Annotated in this window: 15 protein-coding genes, 1 other RNA gene and 2 pseudogenes; 9 read left to right on the forward strand and 9 right to left on the reverse strand. The window is 34.3% G+C overall.

Annotation, left to right across the window (positions count from 1 at the left end; genetic code table 11):
• Positions 1–33 precede the first annotated feature (33 nt).
• The gene (locus tag IPJ23_18075) at positions 34–2313 is read left to right on the forward strand and encodes a TonB-dependent receptor (GenBank protein MBK7632566.1); all 2280 of its coding nucleotides are present in this window, start codon (positions 34–36) and stop codon (positions 2311–2313) included.
• An 86-nt stretch (positions 2314–2399) separates the two neighbouring features.
• Here the strand turns inward: IPJ23_18075 and IPJ23_18080 are convergent, their stop codons facing one another.
• The 4 genes from IPJ23_18080 to IPJ23_18095 all read right to left on the reverse strand — a co-directional run bounded on the left by IPJ23_18080 (position 2400) and on the right by IPJ23_18095 (position 7007).
• Positions 2400–3290 (reverse strand): T9SS type A sorting domain-containing protein, encoded by an 891-nt coding sequence (locus tag IPJ23_18080; GenBank protein MBK7632567.1) that lies wholly within the window; start codon positions 3288–3290, stop codon positions 2400–2402.
• 451 nt (positions 3291–3741) lie between these two features.
• A complete protein-coding gene (locus IPJ23_18085) occupies positions 3742–4908 on the reverse strand; it encodes an NAD(P)/FAD-dependent oxidoreductase (GenBank protein ID MBK7632568.1) in 1167 nt (388 codons plus the stop codon).
• Positions 4905–5129, reverse strand: coding sequence for a 4Fe-4S binding protein (locus tag IPJ23_18090; GenBank protein ID MBK7632569.1), 225 nt, complete (start codon positions 5127–5129; stop codon positions 4905–4907). The genes IPJ23_18085 and IPJ23_18090 overlap by 4 nt, the downstream gene beginning before the upstream one ends.
• Before the next feature lie 3 nt (positions 5130–5132).
• Positions 5133–7007, reverse strand: a complete 1875-nt coding sequence (locus IPJ23_18095) for a DNA primase (GenBank protein ID MBK7632570.1) — start codon at positions 7005–7007, stop codon at positions 5133–5135.
• 129 nt (positions 7008–7136) lie between these two features.
• Between IPJ23_18095 and ispG the strand changes: the two genes are divergently transcribed.
• The 8 genes from ispG (at position 7137) to ruvA (ending at position 15637) form a co-directional block, all read left to right on the forward strand.
• A complete protein-coding gene (ispG, locus tag IPJ23_18100; protein MBK7632571.1) occupies positions 7137–9137 on the forward strand; it encodes a (E)-4-hydroxy-3-methylbut-2-enyl-diphosphate synthase in 2001 nt (666 codons plus the stop codon).
• A 186-nt stretch (positions 9138–9323) separates the two neighbouring features.
• Positions 9324–10430, forward strand: a complete 1107-nt coding sequence (locus IPJ23_18105; GenBank protein MBK7632572.1) for a Nif3-like dinuclear metal center hexameric protein — start codon at positions 9324–9326, stop codon at positions 10428–10430.
• Positions 10431–10444: 14 nt separating this feature from the next.
• On the forward strand, positions 10445–11179 hold the full coding sequence (locus tag IPJ23_18110; GenBank protein ID MBK7632573.1) for a hypothetical protein: 735 nt from the start codon (positions 10445–10447) through the stop codon (positions 11177–11179).
• A 137-nt stretch (positions 11180–11316) separates the two neighbouring features.
• An RNA gene (rnpB, locus tag IPJ23_18115) (RNase P RNA component class A) lies at positions 11317–11757 on the forward strand.
• Between the two features lie 33 nt (positions 11758–11790).
• Positions 11791–13524 carry a single-stranded-DNA-specific exonuclease RecJ gene (gene recJ, locus IPJ23_18120; protein MBK7632574.1) on the forward strand — a complete coding sequence of 578 codons (1734 nt, stop codon included), beginning with the start codon at positions 11791–11793 and terminating at the stop codon, positions 13522–13524.
• A gap of 2 nt (positions 13525–13526) precedes the next feature.
• On the forward strand, positions 13527–14249 hold the full coding sequence (locus IPJ23_18125) for a YebC/PmpR family DNA-binding transcriptional regulator (GenBank protein MBK7632575.1): 723 nt from the start codon (positions 13527–13529) through the stop codon (positions 14247–14249).
• Positions 14250–14422: 173 nt separating this feature from the next.
• Complete coding sequence (gene ruvC / locus IPJ23_18130; GenBank protein MBK7632576.1) at positions 14423–14962, forward strand: crossover junction endodeoxyribonuclease RuvC; 540 nt, start codon at positions 14423–14425, stop codon at positions 14960–14962.
• A 96-nt stretch (positions 14963–15058) separates the two neighbouring features.
• Complete coding sequence (gene ruvA, locus IPJ23_18135) at positions 15059–15637, forward strand: Holliday junction branch migration protein RuvA (protein ID MBK7632577.1); 579 nt, start codon at positions 15059–15061, stop codon at positions 15635–15637.
• Positions 15638–15733: 96 nt separating this feature from the next.
• Here ruvA and IPJ23_18140 read toward each other — a convergent pair whose 3' ends face one another.
• From IPJ23_18140 to IPJ23_18160, 5 genes and pseudogenes are all read right to left on the reverse strand, one after another.
• Entirely contained in the window at positions 15734–16390 is a 657-nt protein-coding gene (locus tag IPJ23_18140) for a fumarylacetoacetate hydrolase family protein (GenBank protein MBK7632578.1), read from the reverse strand.
• A 13-nt stretch (positions 16391–16403) separates the two neighbouring features.
• Positions 16404–17498 (reverse strand): glycosyltransferase family 9 protein, encoded by a 1095-nt coding sequence (locus tag IPJ23_18145; protein ID MBK7632579.1) that lies wholly within the window; start codon positions 17496–17498, stop codon positions 16404–16406.
• Position 17499: 1 nt separating this feature from the next.
• Positions 17500–18764 (reverse strand): annotated as a pseudogene (locus IPJ23_18150) (asparagine synthetase B).
• Positions 18765–18821: 57 nt separating this feature from the next.
• Positions 18822–20071, reverse strand: a pseudogene (clpX, locus tag IPJ23_18155) (ATP-dependent Clp protease ATP-binding subunit ClpX).
• Positions 20072–20079: 8 nt separating this feature from the next.
• Positions 20080–21918, reverse strand: coding sequence for a tetratricopeptide repeat protein (locus IPJ23_18160; protein MBK7632580.1), 1839 nt, complete (start codon positions 21916–21918; stop codon positions 20080–20082).
• Positions 21919–21956: the final 38 nt, after the last annotated feature.

The raw sequence follows: 21956 nt of genomic DNA on the forward strand, positions 1-21956 counted from the left end.
CTATTCAATATCTAAAAATAATCCTGAAATGACATGTATAAATTAATATTGATATCAATAATTATTGTTTTATCTAACAACTTATTTGCTCAAAATTTAACTGGTAGCATCTACGGAAGAGTTTTTGATTTTACTACCAAGCAACCATTGCCATTTGCAAATGTTCTAGTATTGGAAACAAACTTTGGCGCAGCCACAAACTCGGAGGGGTTATTTAAAATTGAAAATCTTCCAGTAAATACCTATCGGATTAGAGCTTCCGTACTAGGTTATAATACTCAAATAAAAACTGATGTTGTTGTACAAACCGGCAAACCTTTCGAAGTTAATTTTGAACTCGCACCTCAGGCAATTGAACTTGAAGGAGTAACTGTAACTAGCGATTATTTTAGAAAGGATCCACTTGAAGTTAACAGCATAAGAAATTTCAGTTATGAAGAGATAAGAAGAAGTCCGGGCGGATTTGAAGATGTAATTCGCGCTTTATCTATTTTACCTGGAGTTGCACAAGCAGATGCAGGAAGAAATGATTTGATTGTTCGTGGCGGCGCACCATCTGAAAATCTCTATCTTATAAACGGAATAGAAGTACCAAACATAAATCATTTTGGAACACAAGGAGCAACTGGCGGACCATTAAGTTATGTTAATTTAGATTTTGTTCGTGAAACTTCTTTTTCAACAGGCGGATTTTCTGCTCTATATGGTGATAAACTCTCATCTGTTCTCAATATCAACCTAAGAGATGGAAGAGAAGATAGAATTGGCGGTAAAGGAACTATCTCAGCATCGCAGTTTGGATTGAATTTAGAAGGACCTATCACAGAAAAATCAAATTTTATTTTTTCCGCAAGAAGAAGTTATCTTGATTTTATTTTTAAAGCTGCAAATTTTTCTTTTGTGCCGGAATACTACGATGTTTTATTAAAGGCAGATTTTAATCCACACTCACAAGATGCATTTAGCTTTTTATTTATAAGTGCTTTTGATAATGTTAAATTCTTTAATGATGATGCAGATCAGCGATTTGATAATTCTAGAATACTCGGAACTGATCAAGTTCAATATGTTGCTGGATTTACTTACAGACATTTGTTTACAGACGGTTTTTTTAATCTTGCCCTAAGCAGAAATTATGTTGATTACGACAGCAGACAAAGCGATTCACTTTTAAATCCAATCTTAACCAATAAATCTAAAGAAGAAGAAAACTCTTTGCGCGCTGATCTGGTTTTCAAACTTTCAAAAACTTCCGAAATAAACTTTGGAGGCACAGTAAAATTAATTGAAGCAGATTATGATATTTTGTTTCCAACTTTTGTAACATCGTTCGGTGATTCGCTTCCTGTAACTTCATTAAAGACAGAAAACACATATACAAAGTTTGGTGTTTATACAAACTATAATGCTTTACTCTTTAACAGATTAAATACAAACCTTGGTGTTCGCTCAGATATTTTTACGGCATTAAATAAAAAGATTTATTTTAGTCCGCGTCTTTCACTTTCTTATGCTTTAACTGATTTAACAAATTTAAATTTCAGTACCGGAATTTATAATCAATCACCATCTTACATTTGGCTTGAAGCATTTGAAAGCAATAGAGATTTGAGAATGATACAAGTTAATCAATTTGTTTTAGGTTTTGATCATAGAATTTCTGCTGATGCTTTGTTAAAAGTAGAGGCGTTTTATAAAGATTATAAGAACTATCCCACTAGTACCATCAGACCATATCTTGTTCTTGCAAATACCGGAGCCGGATTTTCTGGCAGCGATGACAATTTCTCTTCTTTTGGTTTAGAACCCTTGGTAGATGTTGGATTCGGTAAAGCGCGTGGCATTGAATTGTCCATTCAGAAAAAATTATCTGATATTCCTTACTATGGAATATTTAGTTTTACCTACAGCAAATCAGATTATACTTCTTTAGATGGAATTGAGCGTTCTGGAAGCTATGATCAAAATTGGATAATTAATTTATCCGGAGGTTATAAGATAAATGAGTATTGGGAAGTAAGTTCTAAATTTAGATTTGCAAGTGGAAGACCATACACACCTTTTAATTTTGATGGCACGCAAAACATTATAGGTTATAATACACGAAGAATAAAATCGGCACATAGTTTAGATGTAAGAGTGGATAAACGCTGGTATTTTGATGGTTGGACTTTGATTACTTATGTTGATATCCAAAATATCTATAATCAAAATAATCAAAACGGGGTACGTTGGGATAGACGCGAAATGCGAACTGATGAATCATCTTCAATAGGAATTCTTCCATCAATTGGAATTAGTGCGGAGTTTTAATCTATTCCTTCATTCCATTAAATCTATTAAAAATACACACCCCTTCTTTTCCCCTCTCGAGAGGGGAATTTAAAAGAGGTGTGTTCTTATTTCATTAGGATCATCTTCTTCGTCTGAACAAAACTTCCGGCTCTTAACTGGTAATAATATACCCCACTTGAAAGTTTATCTGCATTAAACTCTGTATCATAACTTCCAGAATTGCGATATTCATTAACAAGCGTTGCAACTTCATTTCCAATAACATCATAAATTTTTAATGAAACAAATTGCCTGCTGCCTATAGAATACTGAATACTGGTACTTGGATTGAACGGGTTTGGGTAGTTTTGGGATAATGAAAATTCTTTCGGTAATACTTCTTCATCCTCAACAGCAGAAGGATGCCCTTCTCCGCTAATGGGAATTGTTTTGCTGAACGAATAAACATTTCCATCCATAAAAGTAAAAACAAATCGTAAAGTATCTTCAAAGTATTCTTGAACTTCATAATCACAGATTGGACATAAATCTACATCATAAAAAGAAATGTTTATTGAATCGTGTGGCGGAATTATTATTCCAAGAGTATCATTCCATTGTGGGCTGGGTAATGTTTGGAAAAGATAAAACTGATATTCAAATCCAGGTTTGCTTAAGAATCCACGGTAGCCATAAAATGCCCCAACAGAGTTAATTGAATCAATTCTTACTGAATGATCTGATGTATTAAGAATTTTCACAGAACCAGTATCCCCAAGAGTTGGAATGTAAAAGCTGTCTTCAGAATAAATTATTTCTTCAGGATAATTAAATACTGTTCCGTACCTTAAGCCATCTATTTTAGCCCCTTCATAATATGTCCAGAGTCCATCATTTAATTTTCCAATTTTTTTTGAATAAGTATTGAATGGTGGAAGACCTGCACTGGTATCCCCAGAAGTAATATTAATTGAATAATTGCCAATATAGTAGATTGTATCCTGTGGAATATACATTGAGGATATTATTATGCTGTCAATTCGGCGTTCGAAAAGATAATTTCCTGACAGATGATTTAACAAAATTTGGTCAACCTGCCAATTAAAGTTAAATACCAGGGAATCGCTGTTAGAAACTGATAATATATAATACACAGAATCACCCACTATTCTTTCAAAAGAAGTGGTGTAGTCTATCTGGTTTATCCAGGGGGAATAATTTTTTCGTTCAAAGTATTCTTTATTGTTTATTGTGATTTTATTAGTGGAGATAACGATCCATGTCTGGTTTCCTTCATATGAATATTGGACCCCATTACCAGCTCTTAAAAGTTGTGTTTGAGAAAATTGAGGAGTGGTTAATATCAGAATAAATAATAAAACAAATATTAAGGTTTTCATAATAATCCCTTAAAATGTGATGCCAATGTAAGAAGTCAGATTGGCAATGTCAATTAAAGGTTATTTGCTAAACCACAAACACTTTTGCAATATCAACAAGCAATGATGGATTATTAATTAACGCAGTAGTAAACACTTTGCCAAGTGTTCTTTTTTCGATAGGAATTTTTAGAATTGAGTGTGCAATGCTATTAAACTTATCATCAGAAAAATTGTAAATACCTTCTTTAATTCTGTTAAAAGTTTCGTGGCGCTTGCCAAGTCTATCGTGCCACGATTTATCATATGTTAAGATATGATCAAGCTTGTTTTGTTTGATTGCTTCACCCGCAATTGTACCGGCAATCTTTCCGCCAATCATTCCGCTTGCAATTCCGCCACCGCTTAACGGATTAACCTGTCGTGCTGCATCACCAACAAGCATAATACCGGGTCCAGAAATTTTATCAAGCGTTATTGAGCACGGAACTCCGCCCGCAATTTTAGTAAGTACCGGAGCGTTTGGATAATGCATGTTCATAAAATCATCAAGAAAAGACAGTGCAGATTTTTTCTTTCCAATTAAACCGCTAACACCGAGACCGATGTTTGCTTTATTGTGTCCTTTAGGGAAAACCCAAAAGTAGCCATTTGGTGCAACATCTTTACCAAAGTAAAAGTAAAGAGTGTTTTGATCGACAGGAATGTTAGCAGCAGTAATCTGCACAGCACTTTCCATATCTCGGAAATCTATGTGTGTTTCAAGTCCAGCCCAGCGTCCAACACGAGATTCAACTCCATCAGCCGCAATTACAACTTTTGCAGTAACTTCTTTTTGTTCACCGTTGTATTCGTATTTAACTCCACTTACTTTTCCATCATTAAATAATAATCCGTTAACATAAGCACGGGTTACAATTTCTACTCCGGCTTCTGCAGCAGTTCTCGCAAGCTCATAATCAAAAATTCTTCGTTCAAGAACGTAGCCTGCATCACCAAAATCAACTATAACTTCGCTGTCATCGGGGGCATTAAAAGAGAACTTACTAATCCTTGCGGTTATCCATTTATCATCACTTGGAATAAATTCTTCAACGCCAGCCTTGCTAATTGCTTCGCCGCATCGAACTGGATAACCAACATCACGATCTTTCTCAAGCATCAAAACAGAAACGCCTTGTTCTGCAGCAAATCGTGCAGCCATACTTCCTGCGGGTCCGGCACCGACTACTATTATATCATATTTATTCTTCATAAAACCGGAACACCTTCTTTATTAAACTTAATAACCTCTATCGGGCAAGACCAAACACACTTGGCACAATTAGTACACCTTGGATCAATTATAAATATCTCTGCTTCTTTCAGTTCGATCGCATCTTCAGGGCAAACGCCAACACAGCATCCGCAAAAGTCACACTTATCCGGTAAGATTTCTATTAATAGTTTTCCGTTTTTTGCTTGTCGGTAATTCATTGTTTATTGTTTCTCAAGTTCTTCGCGAATATGTTTTCTTTGTTTCTCCAGATCTTGTTTTTCTTTCATTAATTCCAAAAGTCTTTCTTCGCTATCAACATTTTCTTGAGCGGCTACATTTGCAGCTATTTGCAAATCAATTTGCATTTGTTTGTATTTTACTATCAGATCAACTGCATATTTTTTGGTAATCATTTCCTGGGTTATTGATGGATTTAAATCCTGCCAATTATTACTGAGCGAATATTTTTCTATTGTAAGTTCTCGTAAATAAGATTGAACATCCTCATCAAACAAAGAGATTAGATCTGCGGGATTTAGACTGCCACGATTTTCATATTCAAAGTAAACTTTTTCAAATATTGTCCTATGAATATCAACAAGAATATCTTCTTCATGAACATTATATGTAATAAGTCCAATTAGCTCTTCATTATTTTCAAACAACAACCTTATCAATTCTCTTTCGGTGTTATAAAAATGCGGGGCTACCGTTTTCTTTCCCTGTGGAATTAAATTTTCCTGTTGCGTTTCTTCTTTTTTAAAAATTCTTTGCGACTGAATTCTATTTTGCTTCTTCTGAAAATCCAGTGCTTTATCAAGTTCTGATTCTAAAAGTTTTTCTCGCAGATTAAATTTTCTTCCGATATTTCTAATTAAAAGTTTTCTTTTTAATTCATCATCAACGAGAGCTATTGGTTTTACAAGATCGCGAATTGCTTCAGCAGTTTTTGTTGGATCATCAAACATTCCCTGCGCCTCATAATATGCTGTCTGATACTCAAGAAAATTTTCTGCTCGTTTTATAATTTCATCAAATGCATCTTTGCCGAATTTGGTGACGTAGGAATCGGGATCTTCACCTTTGGGAAGAGTGGATATTTTAACATCAAAATCACGGCGTAATAAAATTTCAATACTGCGCATAGATGCTTTAATGCCAGCTGCATCTGCATCAAAAAGCAAAACAACATTTTTAGTATAGCGAGAAAGAAGCTGTGCTTGATCATCGGTTAATGCTGTACCGGAAACTGCGACAACGTTTTTAACTCCACTTTGATAAAGTGAAATCAAATCCATATAGCCTTCAACGATAATTGCTTTATCAAGTTTACGGATATCATCTTTAGCATGTGAAAGTCCGTAGAGAATTCTACCTTTAATGTAAATAATTGATTCGGGGGAATTAATATATTTCCCGCCAAAATCATCTTCACGGAGTTTTCTTCCTGCAAAAGCTACAACTCTGCCATTTGGTGAAAAAATAGGAAAAATGATTCTACCTGCTAACTTATCAAAAACTCTTCCATCGTTGTTGCGTCCGATCAATCCAAGATGCAAAGCCTTTTCTAAATCAATATTTTTTTCTTTAAGAAAGTTCACAAGATTTTCCCATCCGTTAAGCGAGTAACCTAAACCAAAAGCACGCATTGTTTGCACTTTAAGATTTCGTTTCTGAAAATAATTTCTAGCTATCTCACCTTCATCATCGTGTAAAAGATTATTGGAAAAATATTTTGCCGCTTCAGTATTTATATCATAAAGAACTTCTTGCTCAGATTGTTTTTCATTAAAGCCTTCGTCATCATAACTAATTTCAATTCCATTTTGCTCTGCAATTTCCTGCACAGATTCTACAAACGATATTTTTTTATAGTCCATCAAAAACTTAAAAACATTTCCGCCAGCGTGGCATCCAAAGCAATGGAAAATTTGCTTTTCCTCAGTTACAGTAAACGAAGGAGTTTTTTCAGAATGGAATGGACACAAACCAATATAGTTTTTTCCGCGTTTTCTAAGTTGAACGTATTCCGAAATCACATCAACAATACTTATTGAATTGCGTATTTCTTCTATTTTCGATTCGGGGATTCGCATATCCGAAATATAATAAGATTAAGTTTGAAGAATTTAAGACTTTCGGTCTCGGGTGAATTATTTTTATATTTAATTTAGAAACTTAAATCATTTAAAGATTGTTGTTTTAATTAGGAATTTATTCAATTTATGAACTCAAACATTAAAAGCATAAAAAAATACTGCAATAGTTTAACAAAATACTCGCGTTATAAAACACGAGAAGTTTTTATAGGCGATATTCCACTTGGTGGAAATAATCCGATTCGTATTCAATCGATGACAACAACTGATACAATGAACACTATTGCAACAGTTGAACAAACAATAAGAATGATTGAAGCGGGTTGTGAATATGTTAGAATTACTGCACCGAGCATAAACGAAGCAAAAAATCTTGAAGCCATAAAAAAAGAATTAAAGGTTCGTGGTTATACTGTTCCGCTCATTGCAGATATTCACTTCACTCCAAATGCTGCAGAAATGGCAGCAAGAATTGTTGAAAAAGTTCGTGTTAATCCTGGTAATTATGTGGATAAGAAAAAATTTGATTTGATTGAGTACACTGATGCTGAATATCAAGAAGAAATTGAAAAAATAAGAGATCGCTTCACTCCTCTAGTAAAAATTTGTAAAGAGTACGGCACTGCTATGAGAATTGGAACAAACCACGGTTCCCTTTCGGATAGAATTATGAGTCGTTACGGTGATACTCCGCTTGGAATGGTAGAATCTGCTTTAGAATTTTTAAGAATTTGCGAAAGTGAAAATTATCACAGCATTGTTTTATCTATGAAATCGAGCAATCCACAAGTTATGGTTCAAGCCTACCGATTATTAATTAATAAAATGGAAGTAGAGGGAATGAACTATCCGCTTCATCTTGGTGTAACCGAAGCTGGCGGCGGTGAAGATGGAAGAATAAAATCTGCTCTTGGCATTGGTGCTTTGTTAGAAGACGGAATTGGAGATACTGTTCGTGTTTCACTTACTGAAGATCCTGAATTTGAAGCACCTGTGGCAATTGCGATTGTCAATCGTTACCAAGGAAGAGAAAATCACAAACCGATTAAAGAGATTGAAGAATCACCAAAAGATCCATTTAACTATAACAAAAGAAAAACTTCTGAGGTCCTATCAATCGGCGGAAGCAATGTTCCGCGTGTTGTTGCAGATTACAACAATAGAAAAATTTCATCACAAAAAGATTTGATTGAAATTGGCTACACCTATGATGAACAGTCTGATAAATGGAATCTTTCTGATATTGCTACCGATTTAATTTATCTTGGAAAAAATATTCTTCCTTTTGATTGTCCAAACGGACTAAATGCAATTTATGATTTCGAAATTTGGAAGAATTTGGAAAACGCTTACAATAGTTACCCGATCTTTTCTGCAAAAACATTTTTGGATTCTGACAAAAAATCAAACGAATTAAATTTTGTTACATTAAACATTAACGATTTATCAAATAAATTAGTTGAAAAAATTAAAATCGATAAAACAATTGTGATAGTTTTAGAGACTAATAATCAGCATGGAATGGCAGAACAACGCCGAGCGTTTTTTGATTTACTGCAGAATGAAATTGAAAATTCTGTAATTATTAAAAGGACTTATACTGAAATAACTTTTGAAGATTTGCAGCTTTATTCCGCAACAGATTTGGGTGCTTTGTTAATTGATGGCTTTGGCGACGGGGTTTGGCTATCTGTAAATGAATTGAAAAGTGGAGCAGAAAAATCAGGGACTTATGTAAAAAGCTTTATCAAAAAATCCGAAACAAAAGAAAAAATTTTAAACAGACTTTTATTTAACATTCTTCAAGCTGCACGACAAAGAATATCAAAAACCGAGTATATTGCCTGTCCTTCCTGCGGAAGGACCTTGTTTGATTTGCAGGAAACCACTGAAATGATACGAAAACGAACCGAACATTTAAAGGGATTGAAAATTGCCGTAATGGGCTGTATTGTAAATGGTCCCGGCGAAATGGCTGATGCTGATTACGGTTATGTTGGATCAGGTGTGGATAAAATCACACTGTATAGAGAAAAAAATGTTGTTCGGCGTAATATTCCTTCAAAAAATGCGGTTGATGAGCTTATTGATTTGATTCGTGAGGATGGAAACTGGATTGAGGCTTAAATTATAACCAAACAATAATTGTTTATTTTCTCGAATAAACATATATTTATGCACTAAATATGAGAAGAATAAATCCGAAAAAATTTAAATTTCTTGCAAAGGCTGACCTGAACAGTCAAAATGCAAAGACGAAAAATTTATAAGAATGCACCCAATTAAAATTAAGGGTGCATTTTTTTTGCTATTATGAGATGCGATAAGATCATTAAAATAATTGAAGACTGGGCACCAAAATCTATCGCCTGGGAAAAAGACAACGTAGGTTTGCAAGTTGGTTCATTACATCGAGAGGTTAAAAACATTTTACTTTGTTTAGATGTTGATGAAAATGTAGTTGTTGAAGCTAACCGTAAAAATTGTAATCTTATTATCAGCCATCATCCGCTTCTTTTTCGATCATTAAAAAAACTTGATACTAAAAATGATAGTAAATCAAGAATAATTGAAAAACTTATTAAAAAAGATATTACTCTCTACTCGGCACATACAAATTTAGACTTCACTAATGATGGAGTAAGTTTTCAACTTGCAAAAAAACTAAAATTGTCAAATCAAAAATTTCTTGTTAATCTTTCATCAAACCAAAACAAGCTTGTAGTTTTTGTTCCACAAAATAATGCGGATAAGGTTGCGGAAGCAATGCACTCTGCGGGCGCAGGTATGATTGGAGAATATACAAATTGTAGTTTTAGAACTTTGGGAACAGGAACTTTTAAAGGATCAGAAAAATCTAACCCAATGGTTGGGGTAAAAGGGAAAATTGAAAGTGTTGAAGAAGTAAGGATAGAGGTTTTAGTAGATTCATTTAATGCGCAACAAGTAATTGCTGAAATGAAAAAATTTCATCCGTATGAAGAAGTTGCTTACGATATTTATCCGCTTGCAAATGAAAATGTTAATTATGGCATGGGCGTGATTGGAGAGTTGGAAAAAGAATTATCTCAAAAAGAATTTTTAAATCTTGTATCTAAATCTTTAAAGACAAAAAACTTAAGATTTACACAAGGACTAAAATCCAAAATTAAAACAGTTGCTGTTTGCGGTGGATCCGGAAGTGATTTACTTGATGCTACCGTTAAAAATGGAGCAGACGCATTTGTAACCGCCGATGTAAAATATCATACATTTCAGGATGCGGAAAATAAAATCCTTTTAATTGATGCGGGACATTACGAAACAGAAATTTCTGTTTTGGAGGAGTTAAAAAAGAGAATTGAAAAATCTTTAACAGATAAAACTAAAGTTTATAAGTATTCGGGTTCAACAAACCCAATTGTTTTTTATAATAATTAAGGAGCCAGAAAAAATTGTATAATAGATTAAAAGTAATGTACCAATTACAACTTGTTGATGACCAACTTGATAAATTAGAAGAACTACGCGGAGATTTACCTAATATGGTTAGCTCCTTAGAAAACAGCATAAATGCTTTAAAATCTGAAATTACGGAAAAAGAAACTTCTCAAACAGAATCTGTTGAAAAAAGAGCCCAGAATGAAGAAGAGGTAGAAAAATTAAAGGAAAGTCAGAAAAAATTTAAAGCACAGCTTTATCAGGTTAGAAATAATAAAGAGTACGATGCTTTAACAAAAGAGATTGATCACTCTGATGAGCAAATAGTAAAATTAGAAGCGGAAAACAACGCGCTTGCAGATTTAAGCAAAAGTTTAACGGAACAAATTGAAGAAATAAAACCAAAACTTGTTGAACTTGAAGATGAGTTAAAGGAAAGAGAAGCAGATCTTAAAGAAATCATAAAAGCAAATGAAAAAGAAGATACTATTCTGCAGGCAGATAGAAAGAAAATTGAAGAACAGATAAAGAAACCAGATGTTTCTGTTTATATGCGAATCCGAAAAGCAAAAAAAGGGAAAGCTGTCGCCACTATCCGAAGATCAGCTTGTTCAGGTTGTCATAATATCGTTCCATCCCAAAGACAATTAGAAATTAGAAGAAATGCTCGAGTTTTTACTTGTGAGTATTGCGGTAGAATCCTGGTTTCTCAAGAAATAGCTGATGAGGTAGATGGAAATCAGGCTTAGTTAGATTAAGAACAGAATTCTATTTTTATTATATTTTATCCTAATGATTTTACTCAGTTCTCAATCTATATACGAAACTTAATTTAGTAATTGGCAGAATTGGCAGAAATGTTAATTCATTTAAAAGAATAATCTAATACTCAATCCGGGCAATTGCTTCCCGATTTTTTCGGGAGGAGGAAAGTCCGAACTTCACAGAACAAGGTGCCGGGTAACCCCCGGGAGCTAATGGAGAAATCTATTATCGACTGATAGTGCCGCAGAAAATATACTACCCTGAAATTTATTTCAGGGAAAAGGTGAAAAGGCGAGGTAAGAGCTCACCGGCTCGATAGTAATATCGAGTGCATGGCAAACCACACCTGAAGCAAGGTCAAGTAAGAAGATCTTTCTGATTTTATCGGGACAAAGTTGTTCGCTTTGAATTAATGCTTAATTGCATTGATGGATTTTCGGGTGGACCGCTTAAGTCTGCTGGTAACAGTAGAACAAGACAAATAATTGCCGTCTCGATACAAACTTGCCTAAAGGCAGTCAGGTCGGGGTTACAGAATTCGGCTTATAGGATTGAGATTTTAGATTTGTTCTTATAAAATATAATTAATTCTCTTATGTTATATAAACGTTGGAAAATCAGAGAAGTTGAAGACGATAATTCTTTAAAAGCACTTGCTGACTCGCTGAATATCTCGGAAATTTTAGCTAAGCTATTATTTCTTAGAGATATTAAATCCTTTGCTGATGCAAAATTTTTCTTCAGACCATCTATTGAATCTTTACACGATCCCTATCTTATGAACGGAATGGAGGTAGCCTCCAAAAGGGTGATTCATGCACTTACTGAAAATCATCCTATTTGCATTTATGGCGATTATGATGTTGATGGCACATGCTCAACGGCTCTATTATATATGTTCCTAAAAGAACTTGGAGCAAATGTTGATTTTTACATCCCACAAAGATTAACCGAAGGCTATGGTTTATCAAAAGAAAGCATTGATGTAATCAAATCAACCACAGATGCCAAACTTTTAATTACCGTGGATTGTGGTATCACCGCGATTGAAGAGACTGCTTATGCTAATGAATTGGGAATGGATGTAATTATTTGTGATCATCATCAGCCTAAAGATGAACTACCGCCCGCACTAGCAGTGTTGGATCCATTAAAACCAGAATGTAATTATCCATTTAAATATCTTTCCGGTGCTGGAGTTGCTTTTAAACTTGCACAAGGTGTTGCTGAAAAAATTGGCAGACGTGAAATGCCATTAAAGTATCTTGATTTAGTTGCACTTGCCGGTGCAGCAGACATCGTTGCTCTTGTTGATGAAAACAGAATTTTAGTTAGAGAAGGATTAGAAAGTATTAATGCTAATCCAAGACCTGGTATTCTTGCATTGATCGAAAGCAGCAGTCTTCATGCTGGTAATTTAAATTCCGGACAAATTGTTTTTACAATCGCGCCAAGAATTAATGCGGTTGGCAGATTGGGTGACGCAAAACGCGCGGTTGAACTTTTAATTACCGACAGCAAAGAAGAAGCGCTAACACTTGCAAAAGTTCTTGAAACAGAAAACTATGCGCGCCGTAAAATTGATGTAGATACATTTGATAATGCTTTGCAACTTGTTGAAAGATCAATTGATCTTGAAAATGATCTGGCTATTGTTCTTCATCAGGAAGAATGGCATCCTGGTGTAATCGGAATTGTTGCATCGCGTTTAGTTGAAAAATATTATCGGCCAACTATTATGCTTACAACAATAGATGGAATTGCAAAAGGATCCGCAAGAAGTATTACAAATTTTAATATTTACGAAGCACTGCAGCGTTGCGAGAATTTATTAATTCACTTCGGCGGGCATCAGGCAGCGGCTGGTTTGGCTGTTGAACTTCACAATGTTCAAGAGTTTAAAGACAAGTTTAATGAGATTGTAAAAGAAACAATTACCGGTGATGATCTTTTTCCTGAAATAATTATTGATACCAAGATTAAACTGTCTGAAATCACGCCAAAATTTTTAAGAATACTCGATCAATTTGCTCCATTTGGTCCACAAAATATGCGTCCGGTATTTCTTTCGGAAGGAGTGGAAATTGTTAACACGCCAAGATTAGTTGGCAATAAACACCTTATAGCTTGCTTTAAACAAAACGGTAATGACAAGATATTTGATACTATTGGCTTTAATATGCGTGAATATTTAGATTTGGTATCAGATAAAAAATTAAAAGTGGATATTGTTTATACGATTGATAAAACGGTAAGAGATGGTAGAACTTATCCGCAACTTAGATTAAAAGATTTAAGAATAAACCAAAAAGAAATTCAGGAGAATTAGTAATGTCCGGTCACTCAAAATGGGCAACGATTAAAAGAAAAAAAGCTGTACTTGATTCAAAAAGAGGAAAGATTTTTACAAAGCTTATTAAAGAAATTACAATTGCAGCAAGAGATGGCGGCGATGTTAATGGAAACCCAAGACTGCGTTTAGCGGTTGATAATGCTAAAGCTCAAAATATGCCCCTTGATAATATTGATCGTGCAATAAAAAAAGCAACTGGTGAACTTGAAGGCGTAACATACCATGAATTAACTTATGAGGGCTACGGTCCTGCTGGAGTTGCTGTACTTGTTGAAGTTGCGACCGACAACAAAAACAGAACGGTTGCAGAAGTAAGACATTTGTTTAGCAAAAATGGCGGAAGCATGGGTGAAACCGGTTCTGTTGCATGGATGTTTGATAGGAAAGGTGTTATTACACTTCCTGCTGAAGGTAAAAAAGAAGACGATGTAATGGAAATTGTATTAGAAGCAGGAGCGGATGATCTTACTACCGAAGAAGATTTTTTTGAAGTTACGACAACCATTGAATCTTTTGAACCAGTTAGAAGATCTTTAGTTGATAAAAGTTTTACGGTTGAAAATGCTTCACTTCAGTGGATTGCAAAGAATATGATTGAGGTTAAAGGTGAAGATGCTGAAAAAGTTATGAAGATGATCGAAGGACTTGAAGATCTTGATGATGTTCAAAACGTTTTTTCTAATGCTGATATTGTTGAATAATTATTTTCAGTAAATGCTTTTTAATTGTCATTCCCCCATTCGAAAGATTGATAACTCCTTATTAGTCATTTCGAAGTAGTCTTCGTCTGAGAAATCTTCCTTTTATAAAATAAAAAGATTTCTCCCTGCGGTCGAAATGACAATTTATTTGTAAGACAAACTATGAAAGTTAAATGATCATTTTAGGTATAGACCCAGGAACAAGAATAACCGGATATGGAGTTGTTAAGTATTTAAATAATAGCTTCGTAAAAGTTGCCGGAGGATCAATTAACCTTCCAGCTAGTGAACCAATCCCACAACGACTTGTTATAATTTACAACGAAATAAGTAAAATCATAAAAAGATACAAACCTGATGAATTTGCAATTGAAACTGCCTTTTACGGAAAGAACGTTCAATCAGCAATGAAGATTGGTTACGCGCGCGGGGTTTCCATTCTTTGTGCACTACATAATAATATTCCTGCAAGCGAGTATTCTCCGCGAGAAGTAAAAAAATCTGTTGTTGGGAAAGGTGCTGCGAGTAAAGAGCAAGTTTCTTTTATGATTAAAACTATTTTAAATATTAAATCAGAAAAAATTAAAGTTGATGAAAGCGATGCACTTGCAATTGCACTTTGTCACGCTTTCAGATTTAAAAATCCCGTAAAGAAAACTAAAGATTGGAAATCTTTTATAGAAGCGTATCCGGAAAGGGTTATTAATAATTAGTATTGTCATTCCGAACTTGTTTCGGAATCTTTAGACACCACATTTAATATATAAACAAGAAGCTGAAATGAGTTCAGCTTGACAAGAAGAGTTACAATGATTGGATTTTTAACAGGAAAAATAATCTCATCCAAACCAACACAAATTATACTTGATGTAAATGGAGTTGGATATTTGGTTAATATTTCTATAACCACATTTGAAAAGATTTCCGAAAAAGAAACTGCCTCCCTTTTTATCCACACAAGTGTTAAAGAAGATTCAATTACTCTGTTTGGATTTTTCACTCAATCTGAAAAGGAAATGTTTGAACTTTTAATTTCTATAAGTGGAATTGGACCAAAAGTAAGCTTGGGTATTTTATCCGGAATTTCTGTTGATGATTTGAAAGATGCAATTGCCAACGGAAATGTCTCCCGTTTAATTGCCATTCCCGGTATTGGCAGAAAAACAGCCGAACGAGTTGTGCTCGAGTTAAGAAATAAAGTTGATGCGATTAAAGCAGATGGATCAATTAAAATAACATCTGCTAAAGATGAAGCTATTTCTGCATTGGCAACGCTTGGCTACCAAAGACAACTTGCAGAAAAAGTTGTTCGGGATTTGCTTTCCGAAAATGCAAACTATTCTTTAGAAGAGCTCATAAGAAAAGCTTTAGCTGGATTGAATAAATAAATTAAGTACGTCCTTGCGAATCCCGATTAGGGTGAAGCAAATCTGTTTTATATTTTTAGATCGCTTCGTCAAAAACTCCTCGCAATAACTCATTCTCTATTTCACTACACACTCAAGTTTTACGATTCCTTCAAGTTCTGCTTCAAGCTTATCGCCTTTTTCAACCTTACTAACACCCTTTGGTGTACCGGTAAAAATTAAATCACCTGGTTCAAGTTTCATCAAAGAAGAAATGTATTGTACAATTTCAGCAGGTTTGTGCAGCATTTTTTTTAGTTGATCATTCTGACGATACTCACCATTTATTTTTAAAGAAATTTTTTCATCAAGTGTAAGTTGATTAGGAGATTTTTCTACAAATTCAGAAAGCACTGTAGAAGTATCAAAGCACTTTGCAATTGTCCAGGGATGCCCTTTCTTTTTCAAATCAGACTGAACATCACGTAAAGTCATATCCAATCCAATTCCATATCCGGCAATTGCGCGTTCTGAAGTGTCAAGATCAGCATCTTTAATATCTTCACCAATCAGTAAAACAAGTTCAGTTTCGTGATGCATATCGTTTGAAAAAGTTGGATAAACAATTTCATCACCAGAATAAATTACAGATGAGACTGTTTTTAAAAACACAACCGGTTTTTCGTGGATAATGTTTCCAAGTTCGTGAACATGTTCCGCATAATTTCTGCCAACACAAACTATTTTGCCGATTGTAATTTCTTTGCTACTGTTTTTGATTTTAATTGTTTTCATAAAATAAATCTCTTCATTTATTTAATATTTTTTCTATTTCCAAAATAACTTTTTCAGGTGTAATTCTCCTCATACAATCAACAGGACGGATACTCTTACAAATTTCCCATTGAGCCGGTTTGGGATTTGAATGCACACAAGGAATACAGGGCATATCCGACTTTAATATTGTTACTAAATCATTTGGGTGGTATGGCCCTGTTTCGTCCGCATCCGTAAACCCGGTTAAACAAAGAACAGGGATATCCAAAGCAGTTGCAATATGAGTCGGGCCTGTATCAACACCTAAAACCAAATCTGAAATACTGATAAGTGCAAACATACTTCTTATATCAACTGCATTTTCTCCCGCCAACATAATTGCCTTGGAATGCATCATCGATGAAATTTTTTCAAAATCCTGTTTGTCTCTTTTTAATCCGTTAAAGACAACTTTATAACCGTGTTTAGAGATAAAATGATCTGCAACCGGAGCATAATTTTCAAACGCCCAATCTTTTTCAGAATACTGTGTGCTGCTGCCGGGATTGAAAAATAACATTTTATCATTTTCACTTACACTAAATGATTCCAGATGTTTACGTATTTTTATCTTCTCTTCATCAGAGACAAACACTACTGGTTTATCTTTCCCGTCTAATTGTGTCCAATTCTTTACCAATTCAGCTTCGGCTAATGTTGCTTTAATTTTAGGACGATCGATTTGATAGTCACTAAAACCAAGAGGATTTGCAAAGGATGCTATTTTTTTGGGAAAGCAGAACTTACCAACCATTGTGTAATGCGGATTAACCTCTGGTACAATTAACAAATCATATTTATTAGGAATCAACGAAATGAAAAATCCGATTTGTTTTAATATTGATGATATTGAAAAGTTAAAATTAAAAGGAATAATTTTCCTGATTCCTGGAAAATGCTTTAAAACTTCAACAGAAGTTTTTCCAACAATTACATCAATATTTGCTTTAGGGTAGGTGTAAGTCAGTCTTGATAATAATGAGGAGATAAAAACTGTATCGCCCAAAAGTCCGTTTCTAAAAACGAGAATATTTTTAATATTATTTTTATCACAAACAAACGATAAAAACTTCTCGTCTTTTTTCATTTCAGGTTTTCTGTTTTTTCTTTGTGGCTGCAGGAAATAAAATATTATTTAGGATTAATCTGTAACCGGGAGAATTTTTATGCAAACTTAAATCTGTCGGCGGATCACCAACCGCATGCTGATAATCTTCGGGATCGTGACCGCCGTAAAAAGTAAAAGTACCTCTGCCAAAATTTCCGTGTATATATTTTACCTGATCAGTACCCTGTCGCTCTGCTAAAATAATAACAGAGTTCTTAATAAGATTTTTTCTAAACATTGTTGTTTGCCCCATAAATCCTTTTATAACATTAGCATGATCTTGTGTTAACATAGTTGGCACCGGATCATACTTTGCTGAAAAATCAAATAAAGTAAAATAATCGTTTTGTTCTAAGCCTATTTCAGCAGGCTGAATATCAACATCTGAATACTCATAAACATATGGGTTCAAATCAATTTTAAAATTCTGAAAAGCAAATGATTTAGAAAATCTAATTTGCTCTGTGCATCAGGATCAGCTGCGTCACCATCAAATACAGGAGCACAGATATCAACATTTTCTGCCGATAGTGAAATATCATAAGAATCTGTTGCACTGCACATTGCAAAAAGAAATCCGCCCTGCCCAACAAAATTTTTAATTGTAAGCGAAACCGCTTTCATCATATCAGAAACTTTAGCAAATCCATTTTTCTTAGCATCATTTTCATATAATATTTGCTGATCGATATACCATTGTGCATTACTAAAACTTGCATAGAACTTTCCATACTGACCGGTAAAATCCTCATGATGCAAGTGAATCCAATCATACTTTTCAAGATCGCCTCGTAGAATTTCATCATTCCAAATTTTATCATACTTTACATTTGCATACTCAAGTGCCAGAGTAACAGCATCATCCCAAGGTGCAAATCCAGGCGGAACATAAACCGCAATCTTTGGTGCTTTTTCTAACCTCACCACATCCATGTTGTTATCTTCGCTTTGCACTTCAGCATAAATTTGAGATGCCTGTGACAAACTCATTTGTTCAAAGTAAACTTCCTCTAACAAACATTCAGAAACAATTTTATCTGATTGATCAATTAAAAAAGAACCGCCACGGTAGTTTAAAAGCCAATCAGCCTTAAGTCCATCCTCTAATGTGTGAAATGTAATACCATAAGCTTTAAGGTGATCCGTTTGTGTAAGATCCATCGGGATGAATATTTTATTTTGTGAAAACAGTTGAACTGAAAATAAAATAAAGAGATGGAATATTATTTTGTATTTTTTTCTCATATAAATAGATGCCGGATCAAGTCCGGCATGACAAAACATTTAATTTAATAAATCCGACTAAGCAGACTTTGCATCTGACTTTATATAAATCGGTTCTGCATGTTTTTCAACAGCATCTTTTGTAATAATGCACTTATCAACATCTTTTTTATTCGGAAGATCATACATAATATCAATCATAAAATCTTCAACAATGCTGCGTAATGCACGCGCGCCTGTTTTGCGTTCCATCGCTTTTTTTACTATCGAATCTAATGCAAACGGATCAAACTCAAGTTCAATGCCCTCCATCAAGAAAAGTTTTTGTATTGTTTGATGATTGCATTTTTAGGTTCGGTTAAAATATTACGCATCGCTTCTTCTGTTAGCTGATGAAGAGGTGCCGCAACAGGTAATCTTCCTATCAACTCAGGAATCAATCCAAATCTTAACAGATCTTCCGGCTGAATATGGGAAATCAAATCATCTTCTTTTGTTTTTGCTTTTAGATCAGATGAAAATCCCATTCGGTTTTCATTAATTCTTTTAGCAATAATTTTATCAATCCCATCAAACGCACCGCCAACAACAAATAAAATATTTTTTGTGTTAAGATTAATTAAACTCTGTTCCGGATGTTTTCTTCCGCCTTTTGGAGGAATGCCTGCAATGGTTCCTTCTAATATTTTTAATAAAGCTTGCTGAACTCCTTCGCCAGAAACGTCACGAGTTATTGATGTACTTTCACTCTTACGCGCAATCTTATCTATTTCATCAATGTACACAATACCTTTTTGTGCACGCTCTAAATTGTAATCAGCCGCTTGAAGCAAATGAACTAAAACTGATTCGACGTCATCGCCAACGTAGCCAGCTTCTGTTAATGTTGTAGCATCAGCAATTGCAAAAGGAACATCCAAAGCTTTAGCAAGAGTTTGCGCAAGTAAAGTTTTACCAACTCCCGTTGGGCCAATTAGCAGAATGTTGCTCTTTTCAATTTCAACATCATCAAGCTCAAAAAATGTTGTACGGCTTCCAATTCTTTTGTAATGATTATAAACTGCAACTGCTAAAACTTTTTTTGCGCGATCCTGACCAATTACATATTCATCAAGAGCTTTTTTAATTGTTTCCGGTGTATGCTGATTCCATTTACCTTGTTTCTGATTACTGACTGCAGCAAGATTATTTTTTAAAATATCAACGCTGCTTCCGATGCATATATCACAAATGTAAACATCGGGTCCGGCAATCATGCTTCCTACTTCGTTTCCATCTCTTCCGCAGAAAGAACACTTTACAATTTTTTGTCCAGGTTTTTTAGACATTAATAATCCTAACTAATTTTTTTCTTTAACTCAATTATATTTTTTCTTGCTTCATCCAGATAAAGTGATTTTGGAAATTTAGCAAGTAAACTTTCATAAGATTCAACAGCTTTTACATCATCTTTTAAGCCATACTGATAAATCTGACCCTGCAAATATAAGGCTTTATCAGCATAAATGTTTTTTTCAGCTTCATCAACAATAAGCGTTAAATTTGCAATAGCATTTGGGTAATCATCAATTGCAATTAACATTTCCGCAGTTCGTAGCTTGGCAATAGAACTAAAAACAAACGCCTGCGGATTTTGTGAAAGCTGCAAATATAAATCTTTTGCTTCGCCAAATCTTTTTTGCTCAGCCAAAAACTCCGCAGAACAATAAAGTGAAAGGTTAGACGAATCATTTTTTGCAGTGTTCAATAATATTGAAAATTCAATTGCATCGTTTGCTACGTTATCTTTTAAGTTATTCATCACAGTAGTAAGATCTTTGCGTGCAGATTCAAAATCATTCTTAAACGAATTGATTCTTGCAATTTGATACATTGCAAAACTTTTATCTTCCGAATTTATTCGTACTAAATTGCTTACCAATTGAAAGAGTTTTTCTGCTTCATCCAGCTTAGCTTGCTGCATTTTTATGTTTCCAAGTTCAATAAAAGCAAGCGATGCAAATTTTGAAGTTGGATAATCTTTAATAACAATCTTAAAATAATTTTCGGCTTCCACAACATCACCGCGATAATGAGAATATAGAATCCCAATTCTCAGCATTGCTTCAATTGCTGCTTCGGAATGCTGATATACTTTTACAATATCCTGATATGCATTTATTACAGGCTCAATTTCTTTTGCTTCAACTTTTGCCGGAGTGTAAAATGTTTTCCATTCCGGATTTGCTTCATTATACTTTTGGATTAAAAGTGCTTCCTGTGTTTTTGCATATCCCAACTTTGCAAGCGGCGTATATTGTTGATCAGAATAATTATCTAATAAAAATTTAAATACATCAGATGCGGTTTTGTATTCTCCATCGCGATAAACGAACTCTCCAAACGAATAAATATCTGCACCGTTAGTATTTTGTTTTTTGTCTATCTCTTTATAAAGATTAAATGCCTCATCATAATTTTTTTTCTCAATGTATAGCCTGGCTAGCAAATACCTAAAACTTATGTTATCTGATTTATATTTTTCTATAACTTCAATTGTTTCATCCAAAGCGTTTGGCTTATTTGAGTAGGAAAGAATTTTATTTTCTATCTGTGGATACTGCGATGGATTAGCTTTTATTAAATCACAATATTCTTCAGCAGCTTCGCGATAGCGCATTGTGATGTTGTACAGCTCACCAAGATCATAAGAATATAAAAACGCATCTTTAGAAAATTTTTTCCCCTGGTTAAGTAGTTCGATTGCTTTTTCAAAATCTCTTCTTTCGATTGCAAAATTTGCAATGATGCGAAAAGTTATTGGATTTGTTTTAAATTTTTCAGTTGCGTCATCCCAAACCTGGTAAGCTTTTGTGCGATCGCCCGCTGTGTAATATGTTGAACCAAGCAAACCGTATAAACTAACATCCTGAGGATTGGAAATAATTCTTGAGTTTATTATCGCTGCAGATTCATCATATTTTTTTAGTTGTAAATACAGCGTATTAAGTTTATTGAAGTACTGAATATTTGAAGGATCTTTTTTGTTAAGCGTTTCGATAATTTCTACAGCTTTGTTAAAATCACCCTGCTGCTCATAACTTTGTGCAAGCATAAACTGGTTTTGATCCATTGGACTTTGCTGTGCAAAAAGTGAAAAAGCAAATAGAATTACGGGAAGAATTTTCTTTATCATAACTTAAAAATAGCAATTAATTGCGCTCATTCAAGGGG

It is taken from the genome of Ignavibacteriales bacterium, assembly GCA_016709765.1.
Taxonomy (GTDB): Bacteria; Bacteroidota; Ignavibacteria; order Ignavibacteriales; family Ignavibacteriaceae; genus IGN3.

Excerpts from the sequence above, each read along its gene's own strand:
- IPJ23_18075 (MBK7632566.1), top strand. The coding sequence starts at position 34 with ATGTATAAATTAATATTGATATCAATAATTATTGTTTTATCTAACAAC.
- IPJ23_18080 (MBK7632567.1), bottom strand. The coding sequence starts at position 3,290 with ATGTATATTCCACAGGATACAATCTACTATATTGGCAATTATTCAATT.
- IPJ23_18085 (MBK7632568.1), bottom strand. The coding sequence starts at position 4,908 with ATGAAGAATAAATATGATATAATAGTAGTCGGTGCCGGACCCGCAGGA.
- IPJ23_18090 (MBK7632569.1), bottom strand. The coding sequence starts at position 5,129 with ATGAATTACCGACAAGCAAAAAACGGAAAACTATTAATAGAAATCTTA.
- IPJ23_18095 (MBK7632570.1), bottom strand. The coding sequence starts at position 7,007 with ATGCGAATCCCCGAATCGAAAATAGAAGAAATACGCAATTCAATAAGT.
- ispG (MBK7632571.1), top strand. The coding sequence starts at position 7,137 with ATGAACTCAAACATTAAAAGCATAAAAAAATACTGCAATAGTTTAACA.
- IPJ23_18105 (MBK7632572.1), top strand. The coding sequence starts at position 9,324 with ATGAGATGCGATAAGATCATTAAAATAATTGAAGACTGGGCACCAAAA.
- recJ (MBK7632574.1), top strand. The coding sequence starts at position 11,791 with ATGTTATATAAACGTTGGAAAATCAGAGAAGTTGAAGACGATAATTCT.
- IPJ23_18125 (MBK7632575.1), top strand. The coding sequence starts at position 13,527 with ATGTCCGGTCACTCAAAATGGGCAACGATTAAAAGAAAAAAAGCTGTA.
- ruvC (MBK7632576.1), top strand. The coding sequence starts at position 14,423 with ATGATCATTTTAGGTATAGACCCAGGAACAAGAATAACCGGATATGGA.
- ruvA (MBK7632577.1), top strand. The coding sequence starts at position 15,059 with ATGATTGGATTTTTAACAGGAAAAATAATCTCATCCAAACCAACACAA.
- IPJ23_18140 (MBK7632578.1), bottom strand. The coding sequence starts at position 16,390 with ATGAAAACAATTAAAATCAAAAACAGTAGCAAAGAAATTACAATCGGC.
- IPJ23_18145 (MBK7632579.1), bottom strand. The coding sequence starts at position 17,498 with ATGAAAAAAGACGAGAAGTTTTTATCGTTTGTTTGTGATAAAAATAAT.
- IPJ23_18160 (MBK7632580.1), bottom strand. The coding sequence starts at position 21,918 with ATGATAAAGAAAATTCTTCCCGTAATTCTATTTGCTTTTTCACTTTTT.